General features: G+C 58.8%; 13 protein-coding genes. 8 read left to right on the top strand and 5 right to left on the bottom strand.

Annotated features, from left to right (window positions below; genetic code table 11):
* Positions 1 to 33: 33 nt before the first annotated feature.
* Complete coding sequence (locus tag ABK249_RS08505) at positions 34 to 1,947, bottom strand: hypothetical protein (protein WP_348862576.1); 1,914 nt, start codon at positions 1,945 to 1,947, stop codon at positions 34 to 36.
* Positions 1,944 to 2,534 (bottom strand): nuclear transport factor 2 family protein, encoded by a 591-nt coding sequence (locus ABK249_RS08500; RefSeq protein WP_037148300.1) that lies wholly within the window; start codon positions 2,532 to 2,534, stop codon positions 1,944 to 1,946. The genes ABK249_RS08505 and ABK249_RS08500 overlap by 4 nt, the downstream gene beginning before the upstream one ends.
* Positions 2,535 to 2,781: 247 nt before the next feature.
* On the opposite strand from ABK249_RS08500, the gene ABK249_RS08495 reads away from it, so the two are divergent.
* Both ABK249_RS08495 and ABK249_RS08490 read left to right on the top strand, forming a co-directional pair.
* A complete protein-coding gene (locus ABK249_RS08495) occupies positions 2,782 to 5,820 on the top strand; it encodes an adenylate/guanylate cyclase domain-containing protein (protein ID WP_348862575.1) in 3,039 nt (1,012 codons plus the stop codon).
* 346 nt (positions 5,821 to 6,166) lie between these two features.
* Positions 6,167 to 6,664: a GNAT family N-acetyltransferase gene (locus tag ABK249_RS08490; RefSeq protein WP_348862574.1), complete on the top strand. Its 498-nt coding sequence runs from the start codon at positions 6,167 to 6,169 to the stop codon at positions 6,662 to 6,664.
* Positions 6,665 to 6,674: 10 nt separating this feature from the next.
* Here the strand turns inward: ABK249_RS08490 and ABK249_RS08485 are convergent, their stop codons facing one another.
* Positions 6,675 to 7,574: a LysR substrate-binding domain-containing protein gene (locus tag ABK249_RS08485; protein WP_348862573.1), complete on the bottom strand. Its 900-nt coding sequence runs from the start codon at positions 7,572 to 7,574 to the stop codon at positions 6,675 to 6,677.
* Between the two features lie 193 nt (positions 7,575 to 7,767).
* Here ABK249_RS08485 and argH point away from each other — a divergent pair, with 193 nt between their 5' ends.
* From argH to ABK249_RS08455, 6 genes are all read left to right on the top strand, one after another.
* On the top strand, positions 7,768 to 9,234 hold the full coding sequence (gene argH, locus ABK249_RS08480; protein ID WP_348862572.1) for an argininosuccinate lyase: 1,467 nt from the start codon (positions 7,768 to 7,770) through the stop codon (positions 9,232 to 9,234).
* Positions 9,231 to 10,103: an amino acid ABC transporter permease gene (locus ABK249_RS08475; protein ID WP_052182743.1), complete on the top strand. Its 873-nt coding sequence runs from the start codon at positions 9,231 to 9,233 to the stop codon at positions 10,101 to 10,103. The genes argH and ABK249_RS08475 overlap by 4 nt, the downstream gene beginning before the upstream one ends.
* Before the next feature lie 14 nt (positions 10,104 to 10,117).
* A complete protein-coding gene (locus tag ABK249_RS08470; RefSeq protein WP_037148305.1) occupies positions 10,118 to 10,888 on the top strand; it encodes an amino acid ABC transporter ATP-binding protein in 771 nt (256 codons plus the stop codon).
* Between the two features lie 59 nt (positions 10,889 to 10,947).
* Positions 10,948 to 11,778 (top strand): ABC transporter substrate-binding protein, encoded by an 831-nt coding sequence (locus ABK249_RS08465; RefSeq protein ID WP_037148308.1) that lies wholly within the window; start codon positions 10,948 to 10,950, stop codon positions 11,776 to 11,778.
* 114 nt (positions 11,779 to 11,892) lie between these two features.
* Positions 11,893 to 13,284 (top strand): MmgE/PrpD family protein, encoded by a 1,392-nt coding sequence (locus ABK249_RS08460; RefSeq protein ID WP_348862571.1) that lies wholly within the window; start codon positions 11,893 to 11,895, stop codon positions 13,282 to 13,284.
* A gap of 9 nt (positions 13,285 to 13,293) precedes the next feature.
* Complete coding sequence (locus ABK249_RS08455; protein WP_052182744.1) at positions 13,294 to 14,208, top strand: polysaccharide deacetylase family protein; 915 nt, start codon at positions 13,294 to 13,296, stop codon at positions 14,206 to 14,208.
* 315 nt (positions 14,209 to 14,523) lie between these two features.
* Here the strand turns inward: ABK249_RS08455 and ABK249_RS08450 are convergent, their stop codons facing one another.
* Both ABK249_RS08450 and ABK249_RS08445 read right to left on the bottom strand, forming a co-directional pair.
* Positions 14,524 to 15,057: a hypothetical protein gene (locus tag ABK249_RS08450; RefSeq protein ID WP_052182745.1), complete on the bottom strand. Its 534-nt coding sequence runs from the start codon at positions 15,055 to 15,057 to the stop codon at positions 14,524 to 14,526.
* On the bottom strand, positions 15,002 to 15,811 hold the full coding sequence (locus ABK249_RS08445; RefSeq protein ID WP_152601070.1) for a helix-turn-helix transcriptional regulator: 810 nt from the start codon (positions 15,809 to 15,811) through the stop codon (positions 15,002 to 15,004). Before ABK249_RS08445 ends, ABK249_RS08450 begins: the two co-directional genes overlap by 56 nt.
* Between the last annotated feature and the right edge of the window lie 468 nt (positions 15,812 to 16,279).

The raw sequence follows: 16,279 nt of genomic DNA, 5'->3' as shown, positions 1-16,279 counted from the left end.
TCGCGCTTGGGCGGAGCGACACGCGTTTCCGTTTCACTTCGATCGGTATGACGGCTTGAGTGGCGATGCGCTACCTCCGCATGCAATATCCGCGTGAACCGTGTAGCCGGAGCCATACACAACCCCGCTATAGTCGAAGCAAAAGCGCTTTGGCAGTACTCGGAAGAGGTATCTCTTGCCGCAGACAGCGGGTACATCAATCGCATAATCTCGCATGGCGATGGCTGGTGAGGGATCGGTCCACTTCTTGTGTCCTGCAAACGACGCGTTCTTCAAGACGATGGCTGAACCGGATACGCCGACCTCTCCGCGCGTGGTGGTAAACTGACTTCCTTTCGCTGCAGGCACTGGTGGAAACTCAAAATCGAAAGGCAGGCGCGCGTCCGGGGGCAGATCGGTTACAATTACAGCGACGTTGAAGCGAACGTCGTCACGTGTTGGCACCTCTCCATAACCGTTCCAATATCGCCATTTCAAGCGAAGCGCCGGGCGCTCGCGGTCTTGCGGCTGCCAGTTCACCTCCGTCGTAAAATCCTTCGCGTCGAACCCGTCACCGTCTTTGTCAGGAGCAGGGCAAGCGGTGTAAAGCGACTGATAGCCACATTCTTCCCCTCCCGCATCCCAAAGGCACTGGCTCAAGCGGTTCCAGTCCTCATCGCTGATTTCCGGCGACGATGTTGACAGTTCGCCCCCGTTGGCCGGAGGCATCCATGGGTAAAGCTTGCCTGTTCCTGAGCGGAGGGCCCAATCAGTACGATGGTTCTTGACGTTGGTCAGAAGCACCTTCTGCTCGAACAAGGCGTCCAGCTGTCCTGGCGTAGGACGAGCGATCGTCGGCATTTTCCCCACCGCGTCCGCAGCAAAACGGCGCCCGGTCTCCAATGTCGTAAGGCTATGGCAGGATGTGCATGGATGCCCTGGAAAACCCACCGCTTTCGCCCGCGTCATCTCGAACGCACGTCCGGCAGTGTAGCCGGAGCCGATAACCCGAAAAGGTGCCTCGGCCCTGGCGGTGCGTCCCGGAAGAAATTTACCTGGTGCAAATGCCGCAGCCCTGCCGTCTGCATCGCCAGACGCGTACGCGACCCTGGCCTGCTTGACATGCGGATCTATGACGTAGGGCTTCTTGTTGTCGTGGCACGCATGACAGTCGACCTTAAATGTCTTGTCGTAAAGTTCCCGAGCGCTAGCACGACCGGCTACATCCGAGTAGGACTGCCCTCCTGGAGGAACAAAAGGCGTCGACCAATCGAAGGTATCCCGATCTTTTCTTCCATCGATGAACGCGATCTCTCCCGTCAGATCGTTGAAGCCGATTGCACCGTAGAGCGCGAATCTGGGATCGGAGGACCTCCAATATTCGATATTGTCTACTTCCAGACTGCTTGAAGACTTCCTGCACAGGAACGTCCACGAGACGTGATTGAGGCTTACATGGGCCAGCCGGGAGTTCATGGCACAGTAGGCTGACGCCGCCAGCGAGGGCTTGTCACACTTTGGCAGGCTTGTCGTTCTTCTGACCAGATTGCCGTCGACATCCCTGTGTTCGAACTCCAGGGGAAATCCGGGCTTGCTCAGGTTCGGTGCCAGATCAACGCTGTTGCCATCAACCTCCAGGATCAGACGCCTTGAATCCGGGGCATTGCAGTCGCCTGGCGGAATGGGCCCAAACACCGCTCTGGCTTCGTCCCCAAATTTCGTGATCGGGTCCTGGCTAACCGCGGCCGGCTCCCAAAGGATGTCGGCATTCCATGCTTCGACAATCTCGCCAAAGCGCCGATTGTCTTCGGGCGCAAAGACACTGGTTCCGATCTCGTCGCCCACCGATGCGGGCGTCGCGGGGCTTCCTGTGACGACGAGAACAAAAAACAGGCCAGCGATTGCTACTGGAGCACGGCGTGTCGCAGGCGGGGCTCGGCCATGGGTTACGGCCGATGCCCGCTTCATCTCGCTCGTATCCTGATGCCCGTGTCGTCTGTGATCACCTTCAAAATCCTGATCTTCCAGATCCCTTGGATCTGTCGAAGCGTGGCGATCAGGTTCGCCGTGTAGTCGACTTGCGGGCTGCTGATATTCAGAGATTGTATGAAGACAACGACAGATACGATTACATCGATGTCGCCATCCGCTTTCTTGCCCATCAAGGCGTTCGTAAACGATCTGCGGGCCAGTGCATGCCCCACATCTAGCCTTGCAAACACGCTGCCAAAATGACTTGAGATGCCCTTCAAGAGCGCGGCGCGTTCCTGAGCAGAGTCCGAATCGAGGCCGCAAAGATAGTATTCCGCGTCTTCGGTAAAGACCTGCGCAAGCATGGCGGAATCTCTATTGTCCATTGCCCATGCATATCGGGCCAGAGTATCCATGACAGCGTTACGCTCCTCGATGGTTACTGGCCGATAGCTTGAACCCACGCCTGAGAATTCTGCCCAAATTTTCTCATCCTGGGTTGGACATTCCTGCGCCAGGAGAACCTGAGGCGCAATGATCGCGATAAAGGTCGCGAATATCGCGACTTTGACTAACTCCCACATTCGAACACCTCTTCCATAGCGTCTATCGATTGCAGATTTGAAAAACTGCGAGTTCAGATGATAATCTGCCGTGCGATGATCGTGTGCTGCGTCAGTATAATGGCGGCCGAGCGTACGAAGTGTTCTGCGCTCGTTATAGATTTGGCATGCCGGCCCTACTTCTTGGATATCTCAATTTACTAATGTAGCCTGAGGCTATGTAGAGCGCAATTAAGTTAGCAACCTTCATCCCTATGAAGGAGGCACTGTGAGCGACATTGAAAAATGGCTGACCGCTGTGGGACTAGCGCAACTTGCGCAGAAGTTCGCTCGCGCCCAGATCGATCTCGAAAGCCTGAGGTTGCTCAACGACAGAGATTTGCGCGAGTTGCGAATCCCGATTGGCCCGAGGCGGAAGCTGGTGGCGGCTATTGCAGCAATGGAGCAGCCGGGCGATGCGAAAGCGCAACGCAGTCCGCCAGAGCGCCGCCAGGTGACCATTCTGTTTTGCGACATGGTGGGATCGACAGAATATGCGGCGCGGCTTGATCCGGAAGATTTCAGCGATCTGACACAGAGCTACCTTACCCGCTGCGGCGGTCTTGCCAGATCGCATGGCGGCTTCGTCGCCAACTACGCTGGCGATGCCCTCCAGGTTCTGTTCGGTTATCCAGTCGCGGAAGAGAATGATGGGGAGCGCGCTCTCGATCTTGCGTTCGACCTGTTGCTGGCAGTTCCTCGGATCGAGGTCCCTGACCAAACGCCGCTGAACATTCGGATTGGGATCGCCAGCGGACTGGTCGTGATGGGCGACGTCGAGGGAGCACCGCCTGGTTTGCCGACCGTGGCTTTCGGACCGGTACCCAATCTCGCACAGCGACTGCAAGTATTGGCGCCTCCGCAGACGATCCTCGTCGATCAGAGCACATACGCATCGGCCCGCCGCGCCTACGAATTTCAGGATCTTGGCGCTACAGTTGTGAAGGGCTTTGCCGAGCCGATCCACATCTGGCGTGCCAGCGGGGCCCTGCCGAGCAGCGACAGATTTAGCAAAGCCCGGATTACGCGACTGATCGGGCGAAGGAGCGAGATCGAGCAGGTTCTTGCTCTTTGGAGGCTGATCACCAAGCAAGGTGTCGCGCGCTGGCTGCTGATCTGCGGAGAACCTGGAATTGGGAAATCAAGGCTCCTATTCGAAGTCGCCAAGAGAATACAGGCAAAAAAAACGTTAATTGCGCAGTGTTCCGCCGCTTACAGCAACAGCGCCCTTTTCCCTTTCCTGCAACTGCTCAGACAAGAATCCGGTATCACCAATGCGCTGCCGCCAACCGATGCCGCGAGAAGGCTCGAAACCGCCCTCGTGACGAGCGGCGTTCCATTGTCAGTCTCGTTTCCGATATTTGCCAGGCTGCTCTTCCTCGAGCAGATGGACTATCCGCCCTCCGAACTCACATCGAGCGAGCAGCAGTCGATCGTAAGCCAGGTCTTTGTGGATTGGCTCCGCCATATGACGCTGCAAGGTCCGCTCTTGCTGGCCATCGAGGACGCGCAGTGGATTGACCCCTCTTCAAGCAACCTCCTGGATGGGCTTTTCAAGGCCCTCGATTTTCCTGCGCTTGTGCTGATAACCTCGCGTAACGACGTGGTGAGGTTCGGGGATCGGCGACCGGCCATAGATTGCCTGAAACTCGGACGTCTCAGCCGCGAAGAAACCGGTGCGCTCATCGAAAGCGCCACCCAAGGGATCAAGCTCGCATCGGCGGTAACCCAATCGCTGGTCAGGAAGGCGGAGGGGGTGCCGCTATACGTGGAAGAGCTTGCAAGATCTGCTGCGGAGTTAACAGCCTTTGGCCCCCCTGCGAACGCAAGCGACACTCCCATTGAGGTTCCCAACAATCTTCAGTCCGCCCTGCTCGCGAGACTCGACAAACTTGGGCAGGGAAAGACAATCGCACAGGTTGCCGCGGTTATCGGGCGCGAGTTTGACATGAGGATGCTGTCGCGAGTTGCCAATGTATCTGTGGAGGCGCTGAAGCTGCAACTGGAACGTTTGACCGAGGTCGGCCTGATATCACCGCAGCCCTTCGCCGACTGGCCGAGATACGCATTCACACATGTATTGTTGCAGGAGGCTGCCTGCGGAGCGCTGCTCCGCGAGAAGCGGCGACTACTCCACGCGCGGGTGGCCCAGACAATCGAAGAAACGGAGCCAAGCACTGCCATTGAACATCCGGAGGTACTGGCGCAGCATTTATATGAGGCGGGGCAATTCGAGCGCGCCGCCGATCAGTGGCTGCATGCGGGACTGAAACTCGGGCAGACGTGGGCGAAAGTTGAAGCTGCGAACATGTTTGCCAAAGGGCTGGCTTGTCTGCAAAAGCTGCCACCGTCCAGCGATCGAGACCGCAGGGAACTGCGGTTGGAGCTAGAACGCGGCGATGTGTTGTATGCAACATACGGGTACGTCACGCGCGAGGGAAGCGCTGCCTACCGCAATGTGATGCGGCTTAGCGAGGCATTGGGTGACGCGGAGGCCGCTATCCGAGCATTGGATGGTTTATTCGGCACCGCATTTAATTCTGCCCGCTTCGATGACGCAGAATGGGCAAGCAATCAGCTAGTCGACATAGGGCGAAACCGGCAAAACATCAGAGCCCTTGTTCTGGGCATGCAGTTTCTGGGCATGTGTGCATTCTCACGGGGGCGGTTCGATGAGGCCCGGCCATATCTGGAGCAAGCACTGGCATATCAGGCGGCCGCCGAAGAGATAGGAAGCGACTTCCCCAGCATGTCGATGATCTATCTCTCTTGGACACTGCAGCTTCTTGGCGAGGGAAAGGAAGCCTTGGCGCTGTTCCAGCAGGCCGAAGCGCAGGCGCGTCAGCAAACCGACTATCGACTTGCGGCATGTCTCGGCAACGGCTGTATCCTCATGGCCCTTCGTCATGATGCGACAATGCTCGAACCGATGATCAACGAACTCATACCGTTGGCGAGAAAGAATGGATTTCAGCTCTGGCTGAACATGGCGACGTTCTTTCAGGGCTGGATGCTTGTGGTGACTCGCCAGGATGCATCTGGCCTCGATCAAATGCGGCACATCTGCGACAACATGGGCGAGCAGGAGATCGATAAAACCTGTTATCTAGGTGTCCTTGCCGAAACCTATCTTAGATTGGGTCGGATTGCGGAAGCGTCAGATACGGTGCAACAGGCCCTCGCTCTCGCAAAGAAAACGGGCGAGCGATACTATTTCGCCGAACTTTTGCGTTTGAGGGACGAGTTAAAGCTAAGAGGTACCTCTTGAACCTCGGCAATCTATTTTGGCCGATACGGACATTCTTGTCTGCCTGCAACTCCCGCCGCCGCCGGAGACCGAATTTGTACTGGATAACCGACCTCTTCGCGGTGGTGCCGCACTAACGGCAGTTCTCACCTGCTTACCTGAATTTGCGTCCCGCGCTACATCGAACAACTCATAAATCATCTCGACAACTGGCTGGTAGTTGATGATGACGGATCTGTGCGACTTGACAGGTTGCGCCTCGCCCGCGCCAAGGGTAGCAGTACGGACCTCAGTGAGACATGATGGCCACAGGGTAATGCAATATCCGGCCTCCTGTTACAATGGAAACTGCTCAGGAGGAGAAGCCATGTCCGTCGTCATTCGCTTGCTGGAGCCCCGAGATTCTCTCATCTCAAGCTTGGCCGCGGTTATGCAGGAGATGCAGGACCACTACCAGGTACCCAGCCCGACTTATCCGGAAATAGTCGCCGGCATCGAGGGACGGCCGCCTGGGGCGGAAATCCTGATCGCAGCTGAAAACGACGCTCTTGTCGGCTTCGCGGCTTTTTCCGGAATCTATCCTGGCCCGTACCTGCGGCCCGGCCTGTTCCTGAAGGAACTTTATGTCGGCAACCGGCATAGAGATAAAGGCTTTGGTCGCCTCCTCATGCGGGCCCTGGCCAGCGTAGCCCGCGATCGGGGACTTTCCCGTATCGACTGGACGGCGGATCCGGAAAACCTCAGGCTCCTGTCCTTCTACGACGATATCGGCGGCAGCCGAAAACCGGACAAGCTGTTCTATCGCTTGGATAAATCGGCCCTTGATCGCCTAGCGGATGCGATGGGTGAAGCTGCAGAGCAATGACGCGGACAACTTAGTCCTGCATATCCTCGGCGATCGCACCTAACCATTTTTCGAAGATGCACATGGATTCGCTCGAGGCGATGTTCTCGGGCCGAGCGAACCAGTAACCGTAGTCGCTTCGATAGGCGAAGCCATGCGGATTGACGAACCGGCCGGCGGCGAGGTCTTCGAGAATCAGGCCGCGGGGGATGAGCGCCATCCCCTGCCCCGCGAGTGCCGCACGGATGACCATGGTATAATAACCAAACCTTGTCGTATGTCGCACTTCAAGCCCCGGATGGCCGGAGCTTGCCGCAAAATGGCGCCAATGCAGCGGCGTCTGGGGATGCTCCAGCATGACGCCGCTCGCCAGTTCCTCGATAGTATGCGGATGCCCGACCTGTTGCCAGTAGGACGGCGCGCTCACGAGCAGGACGTCGCGACCAAAAAGGTAGCGGGTGTGTTCGCCCGGCAAAGGTTGGGTGAGAAAACGAAATATGCCGTCAGGGACTTCCGACTGTGTCGGCGACACGAAAGTCGTGAACTGCACCTCGATCTCGGGATGGGCTGCGGTAAATCCGGCAAAACGCGGCAGGAGCCAGCGATCGCCAAAGATCGGCGGCACTTGCAGGCGCAGGACGCGAGGGCCGGGCTTCAGCCGCGCAACCCTGAGCGCCGCATCCTCCATCGCCTTCAGCGCCGTGCGCGCATGCTCGATATAGATGGTCCCCACCTCCGTCGGAACCATGCCGCGCGGTGTCCGGACGAAAGCCGGACTGCCGATCAGCCTCTCGAGCGATAACAGCTGTTTGCTGACTGCGCTTTGCGTAAGGTTCGTGCTGTCTGCGGCAGCACTGGTCGAACCGCGCTCCGCAACCGCCAGCAGGACCCTCAGCGCCGTCGTTGAAGGCAGTTGCCGCCCCGAAGTCATTCCTGTCTCCACGCCATGTCTGCCCGCGCTGTATTCCGTCCTCACAAGGGAAATCCGTCCAAGGATCACAGTAGGCCGAATGGCATATTGGAGCTAGTCGCTTTCGTCATAGGGACCACGAAATAACTTCGCTTGTTCAACAAAGGAGCACGTGCAAGCCTTGCCAAAAGTTTAGACAAACAGGGGAAGATGAATGGCTGAACCCACGCAGCTCTGGGGCGGACGCTTCAAATCCGGACCATCCGAAGCCTTGGCGAATCTGTCTCGGGCACCTGCCTCCTATTTCCGTCTCTACCGCGAAGACATTGCAGGGTCGCGAGCCCATGCCTCCGAGCTGAAGCGGGCCGGCGTTCTGGACGAAAGCGAATTTGCCGCGATCCGCAAGGCGCTCGACGATATCGAAACGGACGTTACCGCAGGGCGCGAAACACCGATCCCGGGTGATGAGGACGTTCACACGTTCCTCGAACGCCTCCTCATGGCACGCCTCGGCACGCTCGGCGGCAAGCTTAGGGCCGGCCGCTCGCGCAACGACCAGACGGCCAACAACACCCGCCTCTACCTGCGCCGCATGGCGCGCGAATTGAGCGCCGGCGTCATCGCTGTCGAAGAGGCGATCCGGAAGCAGGCTGCACAACACACCGAAACGGTGATGCCCGGCTTCACTCACCTGCAGCCGGCGCAGCCCGTCGTGCTCGGCCATCACCTGATGGCGCATGCCCAGTCGCTGTTTCGGGACCTGCAGCGCTTCATCGATTTCGACCGCCGCTTCGACCGGTCGCCGCTCGGCGCGGCAGCGCTTGCCGGCTCCGGCATTGCCTGCCGTCCTGACTTGTCCGCCATTGAGCTCGGCTATTCGGCAGCGTGCGAGAACTCGATCGATGCCGTCGCCTCGCGCGACGTCGTGGCGGAATTCCTGTTCATCTGTTCGCTCGTCGCGGTCGATCTCTCGCGGCTCGCCGAGGAAATCTGCATCTGGAGCTCCAAACAGTTCAGCTGGGTGCGCCTGCACGATTCCTATTCGACCGGCTCATCGATCATGCCGCAGAAGAAGAACCCCGATATCGCCGAACTCACGCGCGGCATGTCGGGGACGCTGATCGGCAACATCGCGGGTTTCCTGGCAACGATGAAGGCAATGCCGCTTGCCTACAATCGCGACCTGGCGGAAGACAAGCGGGCCCTCTTCGAGACCATCGACGTCCTGCAACTCATCCTGCCGGCCTTTGCCGGAATGGTCGAAACGCTGGACTTCCAGGTGGACAGGCTGAGGCAGGAAGCGCCTCGCGGCTTCACGCTGGCAACCGAAGTTGCAGACTGGCTTGTCGGACAGAACGTCCCGTTCGCCGAGGCACACGAGATCACCGGCGCCGTGGTTCGCTATTGTGAAGAGCGCGGCCACGATCTCTCCGGCCTGACTGCGGAAGACCTTCCGAACATCGATCCGCGGCTGACGCCTGATATGCTGAAAGCCATCACGCTCGAACATGCACTCGCCAGCCGGACCGGCTACGGCTCGACCGCACCGCAACGCGTGCGGGAGCAGATCGACCGTTTCTCCGAGACGCTCGAAACCTGCCGCGCCTTCGCCGCCGCATCGACCGCCGCCTCGCCGTCTCCGCATGGCGACAAGGCGGGAAAGGAGCAGGTCGCCCGATGAACGCCACGACGATCAGGACCACAGGCGATATCGGCAAATACGAGATTGCCCATCTCACGCTGGTGCCCAAACGGCACATCGGCCGAACCGTCGCAGCCGCCGTGGTGCTGCTGCTTTTCGCAGCCCTCGTCCGCGCCTTCAGCGTCGGCCAGATCGAATGGAGCTATGTGCGCGACTTCCTGTTCGCGCCCACCATCATCGCCGGTCTCGGCAACACGCTGCTGATGACCGTCGCCGCCATGACACTCGGCATCGTGCTTGGCGTCGTGATCGCCATCATGCGTATTTCCGGCAATCCGGTACTGTCCTCGATCGCGGTGGGTTATGTGTGGGTCTTTCGCGGAGCACCGGCACTTCTGCAACTGATGCTGTGGTTCAACCTTGCGCTGATCTTCCCGACCATGGGCATTCCCGGCCTCTTCGAATTCCGGACCGTCGACATCATGACTCCCTTCGTATCCGCCATGCTGGGGCTTGGGATCTCGCAGGGTGCCTACACATCCGAAGTCGTCCGGAGCGGACTTCTCTCCGTCGATAGCGGCCAGTATGAAGCCGCGCGCTCGATCGGCATGACCCACATGAAGATGCTGCGCCGCATCGTGCTGCCGCAGGCCATGCGCGTGATGATCCCGCCGATCGGCAACGAAGTCATCGGCATGGTCAAGCTGACGTCGCTTGCCAGCGTCATCCAGTATTCCGAAATCCTGCATAACGCGCAGATCATCTATTTCGCCAATACCCGCGTGCTCGAACTGCTGCTGGTTGCGAGCTTCTGGTATCTGTTCGTCGTCTCCATTCTTTCGGTCGGCCAATATTATATCGAGCGCTACTTCGGTCGCGGCATCAAATCGATCCGGTCTTCGGTCTGATGGAGGAGGATCACATGAGCAACGACATCATCGTCAAGGCCGTCGACGTCACCAAGCATTTCGGAAACTTTCTGGCTCTCGACAAGGTCAATCTCGAGGTAACGCGCGGCGAAGTGAGCTGCATCATCGGCCCTTCAGGCTCCGGCAAGAGTACCCTCCTGCGCTGCATCAACCTGCTGGAGCGCCTGGATGGCGGCGCGATCTGGGTCAACAACGAACTGGTCGGCTACCGCCGCGAAGGCGACCGGTTACATGAAATCTCCGATGTGGAGATCTCGCAGCAGCGCCGCCGCATCGGCATGGTCTTCCAGCGCTTCAACCTCTTCCCGCATATGACTGCGCTCGAAAACATCGTCGAAGGTCCAGTCCAGGTCCTTGGCGAGCCAGCCAGGCAAGCCCGCGAGCGAGCCGAAACGCTGCTCGAACGCGTCGGCCTCGCAGACAAGAAGGACCACTATCCCTCGGAGCTTTCCGGCGGACAGCAGCAACGGGTGGCGATCGCGCGGGCCATGGGCATGCAGCCTGACCTTATTCTCTTCGATGAACCGACTTCGGCGCTGGACCCGGAACTTGTCTCGGAAGTGCTGGACGTGATGCGCGACCTCGCATCCTCCGGCATGACGATGATCGTGGTCACCCACGAAATGGGCTTCGCCCGCAACGTCGCCAACACCGTGACCTTCATGGAAGCCGGCAAGGTGGTCGAAACAGGATTGGCATCGGAGGTTCTCAGCACTCCGAAAAGCGCCAGAACGGCAGAATTCATCAAGGCCGTTCAAAGCTGAGGCAAGCAGCGACGGCATAACTGGCCGTCGTCCCAGATGAGACCAGCAAGGGGAACTTCATGAATAAACACTTCGTCATACTCGCCGTGGCAAGCCTCGCCGCCACATCCGCGATCGCCGCGGAACTGCCTGAGCGCGTCAAGTCCGCCGGCAAGGTCGTGGTCGCCAACCAGCCCAACTACCCGCCGATGGAATATCGAGATCCCGCGACCAACGAACTCAAGGGCGTCGACATCGACCTCGGCGTGGCGCTCGCCAAGCAACTCGGCGTTGAGGTGGAATGGTCGGACATCGGCTTCGAACAGATGATTTCCTCGCTGACGACCGGCCGCGTCGACCTCATCCACTCCGGCATGAGCGACCTGCCGAAGCGCCGCGACACGCTCGACTTCGTCGATTATATGAAGTCCGGCGCCCAGTTCTACACTGCCGCCGCGAGCAAGGACGAATTCAAGTCGCCGGTCGACCTCTGCGGCAAAACCGTCGGCATGAGCCGCCGCACATCCTTCCCGGATGAAACCGCAAAATGGAGCGCCGCCAACTGCGAAGCAGCCGGCAAGCCGGCAATCAAGGTCGTCGGCACCGAAGGTTCCGCCGACGCCCGTGCCCAGCTCAAGCAGGGCCGCGTCGACGCTGCCGTCCAGGGTTCCGAAACCCTGCCCTATCTGATGACGCTGGAGAAAGACACTTACGCGCTTGTCGGCGAGCCCTTCACCGCCGTCTATCAGGGTATCGGCTTTGCCAAGAAGGACAGCGAACTGCGCGACGCCTATGCCGCAGCATTGAAGGCGCTGATGGACAACGGCGAATACAAGAAGATCTTCGCCGCCCATGGCCTCGAAGGCACGATGCTCGACGGCATCTATGTCAACGGCGAAGCCGCGAAATAACGACGACCAGGCTCCGGCATCAAGCCGGAGCCTTCCTTCTCCGGGGCGGCGGCCGACGCAGAACCGATCCCTGATCTGCGAAAGATTATGCGAGTTTATTCAGGAATATAGACCATGTCTTTCATGTCGGACATGAGGCCTATCGACCGGCTGGCCCAGCTTATCTCGATGCTGCAGTTCGAAGATCTGCCGCGCGACGTGGTCGAAAAAACCAAGACCCATCTCGCCGATACGCTTGCGGCGGCACTTGCGGGCACCCGCTCGAAAGAATTCCGAACTGCAAGTCGCGTTGCCAATGCACCTGGGACCGCACTCGTCTGGGGCACCGACCGCAAGCTCAATGCCCGCGATGCGGCTCTCGTCAACGGCGTCGCCGCCCACGCCTTTGAACTCGACGATTCCGGTGGCTGCGACCATTCCGGCGCGGTCGTCGTTCCGGCGGTCTTTGCGGCAATCAGCGAGGCGCGCCAACCGGTGAGCGGGAAAGAACTGATTGCAGCCATCGTTGCCGGCTACGATGCCGGCAGGCGCATACTGGAGGCCGCTGGCGGCTACGACGCCCATAACAGCCTCGGCTGGCATTCGACCGCGACATGCGGCACGTTTGCGGCAGCCGCCGCAGCGGCTCGTATTTTCAACCTCGATCCTTCCGCGACCCGCGATGCGATCACGCTTTCGACGAGTTTTTCCTCCGGCCTCTGGGCATTCATCCATGACGGCTCGCAGGCCAAGAAAGTCCATGCGGGCCGTGCGGCCGAGGGCGGACTTCTGGCTGCCAAGCTGGCCGCGGACGGATTTGCCGGCCCATCACAAGTCTTCGACGACGTCTGGGGCGGCTTCTTCCGCACCTTCAACAAGGCGGCCTGCGAACCAGAGAAACTGACCGAGGCGCTCGGCGAGAACTTCAAAATCCGCCGCGCCGTGCTTAAACCCTATGCGTCCTGCCGCGGCGCTCACTCGGCCATCGACGCGTTGAATGACATGCTTGCCCAAAGCGGGCGGGCGGCGGGCGATATCAAACAGATCGAGCTTGCCATGAGCGCCATGCTGATGGGCATGTGCGGCGCCAAGGAAAACGGTGCGATGGCGCCAACCCAGATGAGCCTTCCCTACGCGCTTGCCGCACGCTGCGTCCACGGCAGTGCCGGGCTGGAAGCCTATGCGCAAGAGCGCCGGGCTGACCCGCGCATTGCCGCCATGATGGCCCGAATGCAGCTTTCCGTCGACAATACGATGCATCCCATGGACGAACCCGTCGTGACCCTCGAATTTGCGGATGGAGTGCGGATGTCGCGCATGGTGCCTCGCGCGACCGGATCGGCGGAACGGCCAATGTCTTCCGAGGACGTCGCCGCCAAGTTCCATGTGCTTGCCAAGATGAGCATAACGCCCGGTTCAGCCGAGAAGCTATGGCAAGCTATTCACGCCCTCGATACGCTGGATGATGCCAGCGCCCTTCTTCCCCTCCTCGCCGGCAATGCCGACCAACGCACGCTTTTCCTCTAAGGAGACAGGATGAGTTACGATCTCTCTCCGCGGCCTCTCAACCCGGCTCCCAAAACTCCGCCGATGATCTGGCCGAACGGCGCCCGAAGCGCGCTTTTCATTGGGTTCGACGTCGATGCGGAGACCGCCTGGATCGGCAACAACCCATCGAATATCGACCGCATGGTGACAACCTCGCATGGCGGCTACGACGCACGCGTCGGCATCGCCAAAATCCTCCAGTTGATGGACGAACTGTCGCTCAAGGCAACCTTCTTCACGCCCGGCTGGACGGCGCTTGCCCATCAGGCCGCCTGCGAGGACATCCTGAAGGGCGGCCACGAGATCGGCCATCACGGCTACCTGCACAAGATGCCCGATCGCGAACGCCTTGATGAAACCTTCGAGGAGATCGACCGCGGCTTTGACGCACTGAAGACCGCACTCGGCGTCCGCCCGGTCGGCTACAGGGCGCCGTCGGGCGAAAATTTCCCCGAACTGCTCGCCTACCTTGCCAAGAGCGGCGTGCGTTATTCCAGTTCCTTCCGCGACGATATTTTGCCCTATCGGCATGCCGGCCAAGGCGATCAGGAGGGCATCGTCGAGATCCCGGTGAATTTCGCTTTCGACGACTGGAATTTTGGCATGTCTAGCCGGACGAGTCCCCGGCCGATCTTCGGCCGGGATGCCGTCCTGTCGCTGTGGATCGACGAGTTCGAAGCCACCCATGCCTGGGGTGGCGTAACGACGATGGTGCTCCATCCACAGGTTTCCGGCCGCCCGATGCGCTGGCATCTGCTGCGCGACTTCCTCCTCCATGCTCGGCAGAAATCCGACGTCTGGATCGCGACAGGCCGGGAGATCGCTGACCATTTCGAGACGCTGGAAGAGCGGCATCGTCGTTCTACGATGGCAACTGTGGGAAGAACCGCTGGCCCTGAATGATGGGTGGCCTCTCTTCTTTCGCCTACGGGCCTGCGCCTGGCGACGGCGACTTGCCATGGCTATCCAGCATGCCGGCGATCGCCACTGAGGTGCCGAAAACGGCGTCGCCGCGTCGACGGCGAACCGCATGTCGTCGCGCTCGAACAAGGCGACGCAGATCTCGCCCGAGTCGTGACGCGCCTGATACGAGATACCGTCCGGATGCGCCTAGAGCGAAGCGGCCCGCCGGCCACGGCGTATAAGGGCCGGTCGAGATCGCAGGTTGCAAGTTGTTCAAACGAACTATTCCCGGACCAGACCGCCCGATCACCCGCTCTATTTCGGAAAGCCATAACGTTCCGTGATGTCCCAGAACATCCGGTTGATCCTCACGAGAGAATTGATGCTTTCCTGTATTCGACCGATTTCCGCTCCGTCGAGCTCCTCTATCTTTCCGTATTTGATTTCATCCCTGCTTTCGAATATCCGCATTGATTGCGTAATGCTGCGACCGCTGTCGGGATCGAAAGAATAGATGCAATGATTGTATTTGTTGCGAAGTTTTGCCTCGTCTGAAAGACGGCGAGTGGCATCGAGGACTTCTCGGCGGCAGGTCGCCGGCGTCTTCTTCATTTTGGTCAGCCGCTCGACGAGATCGATACGCGCCCGGGTCGTATTCAAAGTCAGGAAAATGACGATCGCCGTTTCCTTATCCACATTGGCAAGGCCGGCAATCATGTGAATGAGCAGGCTTTCGGTATTGGTCCAGGTATAGTTCAACTGCCCGATCAGGAGCAGGATCGCCTGAAGCCTGCTATTCGTTATCTGAGCGTTTGCCGCCGTCTTGGCGACGGTTGGGATCGTGTGCATTGCCAGCGGTATCCTTGCGTCTTTGCTCAAAATACAGAGCGACGACCTCAGTCCTATTGTGTAGGCCGAGCTTGGTGATGATGTTGTGAATATGAATTTTGACCGTATGTTCGGACAGACCGAGGGTGGCGGCAATGATCTTGTTTTGATTGCCCATTGCTATCCTGGCCAGGATCTCCCTCTCACGCTTTGTCAGCCTGTCAAGCATTCGAACAGGGGAACCACTGGAAACCTGTTGCCGGAACTGGGTTTCGGAGCCATCGCGGCTTTTTTCCGGAGGCACCTCCTGCTGCAAGAGAGGATATCTCGAAGGGAAATATCGACCGCCCTTCAATATGATGCGGAGGATCGACAGAAACACATCCAGATTGACGTTGAACGGCACGATTCCCTGGATGATTTCCGCCCTCTGCATCTCACTTGAAGTCATATCGTCGCCGTTGCCGATGAGCGCAACACTGACATTATGATGAAGCCTTGCGAGTTTTGGCCAATGCTCGCGCAGGGCCGGAGCAAATACGGTATCCGCCAGCACAAGCTGAACCGAGATATCGAGCTCTATTAGAGCGGACTGCAGATCGGAGACCGTTTTCACTGAGAGCCAGGGAAATTCACTCTCTATAGCGGCAATCATTGCGGTGGATATCGTCCCCGGTGAGCAGATGAAAAGCAGTGTCCGGGCAGCATTCATCGTCGACAAAGAACCTGTCAGATCCAAGCCGGCATGTTGCGAAGCAGTATGCGAAACTTGCATGAGGAAATTCCCTCCCTTTTGTCGGGCGCATATGCGAAACGCACTTCTCGCCTCTTTTTCCGGGAGACGGTAAACCAGGACCAGAGGGTTGGGAATAGACCGAATAAGCTATAAAATAGATCGAATTGATGATGCTTTATAGCCAAAAAGCTTATTTCCACTGGAACAAAACGTGAATTTATGATCTCTTTTGCGTTTTGCAAAAAATCTGCTCGTTCGCAGGGAGAAATACCGAAGCCAGACCTTACGTCTTCTTGGTCATGTCCCCTACACCTATTTGATTATCCTACGCCGTCGGTCAGCCAGCCGCGCTAGATCGATATATTACCTTATCTCTTCTACCCAATCGCGCCACAGTATGCGCCGTCCGAAGCGTTTGAAGAACGGACGCTGCTTCATGGACGCGATGTCGCGAGTACGCGGTCAAGCGAGCGCCCGCTCAAGGCCTTTCGGGAGGACCGGGGAGAA

Origin of the sequence: Neorhizobium phenanthreniclasticum, assembly GCF_040066075.1 — a bacterium.
Taxonomy (GTDB): Bacteria; Pseudomonadota; Alphaproteobacteria; order Rhizobiales; family Rhizobiaceae; genus Neorhizobium; species Neorhizobium petrolearium.
This window is presented reverse-complemented; position numbering and strand designations above follow the sequence as displayed.

What these genes read in the sequence shown, in the direction of transcription:
- ABK249_RS08505 (WP_348862576.1), bottom strand. Translation starts at nt 1,947, where the DNA reads ATGAAGCGGGCATCGGCCGTAACCCATGGCCGAGCCCCGCCTGCGACA.
- ABK249_RS08475 (WP_052182743.1), top strand. Translation starts at nt 9,231, where the DNA reads ATGAACGCCACGACGATCAGGACCACAGGCGATATCGGCAAATACGAG.
- ABK249_RS08445 (WP_152601070.1), bottom strand. Translation starts at nt 15,811, where the DNA reads ATGCAAGTTTCGCATACTGCTTCGCAACATGCCGGCTTGGATCTGACA.
- ABK249_RS08455 (WP_052182744.1), top strand. Translation starts at nt 13,294, where the DNA reads ATGAGTTACGATCTCTCTCCGCGGCCTCTCAACCCGGCTCCCAAAACT.
- argH (WP_348862572.1), top strand. Translation starts at nt 7,768, where the DNA reads ATGGCTGAACCCACGCAGCTCTGGGGCGGACGCTTCAAATCCGGACCA.
- ABK249_RS08490 (WP_348862574.1), top strand. Translation starts at nt 6,167, where the DNA reads ATGTCCGTCGTCATTCGCTTGCTGGAGCCCCGAGATTCTCTCATCTCA.
- ABK249_RS08450 (WP_052182745.1), bottom strand. Translation starts at nt 15,057, where the DNA reads ATGCACACGATCCCAACCGTCGCCAAGACGGCGGCAAACGCTCAGATA.
- ABK249_RS08470 (WP_037148305.1), top strand. Translation starts at nt 10,118, where the DNA reads ATGAGCAACGACATCATCGTCAAGGCCGTCGACGTCACCAAGCATTTC.
- ABK249_RS08465 (WP_037148308.1), top strand. Translation starts at nt 10,948, where the DNA reads ATGAATAAACACTTCGTCATACTCGCCGTGGCAAGCCTCGCCGCCACA.
- ABK249_RS08500 (WP_037148300.1), bottom strand. Translation starts at nt 2,534, where the DNA reads ATGTGGGAGTTAGTCAAAGTCGCGATATTCGCGACCTTTATCGCGATC.
- ABK249_RS08485 (WP_348862573.1), bottom strand. Translation starts at nt 7,574, where the DNA reads ATGACTTCGGGGCGGCAACTGCCTTCAACGACGGCGCTGAGGGTCCTG.
- ABK249_RS08460 (WP_348862571.1), top strand. Translation starts at nt 11,893, where the DNA reads ATGTCTTTCATGTCGGACATGAGGCCTATCGACCGGCTGGCCCAGCTT.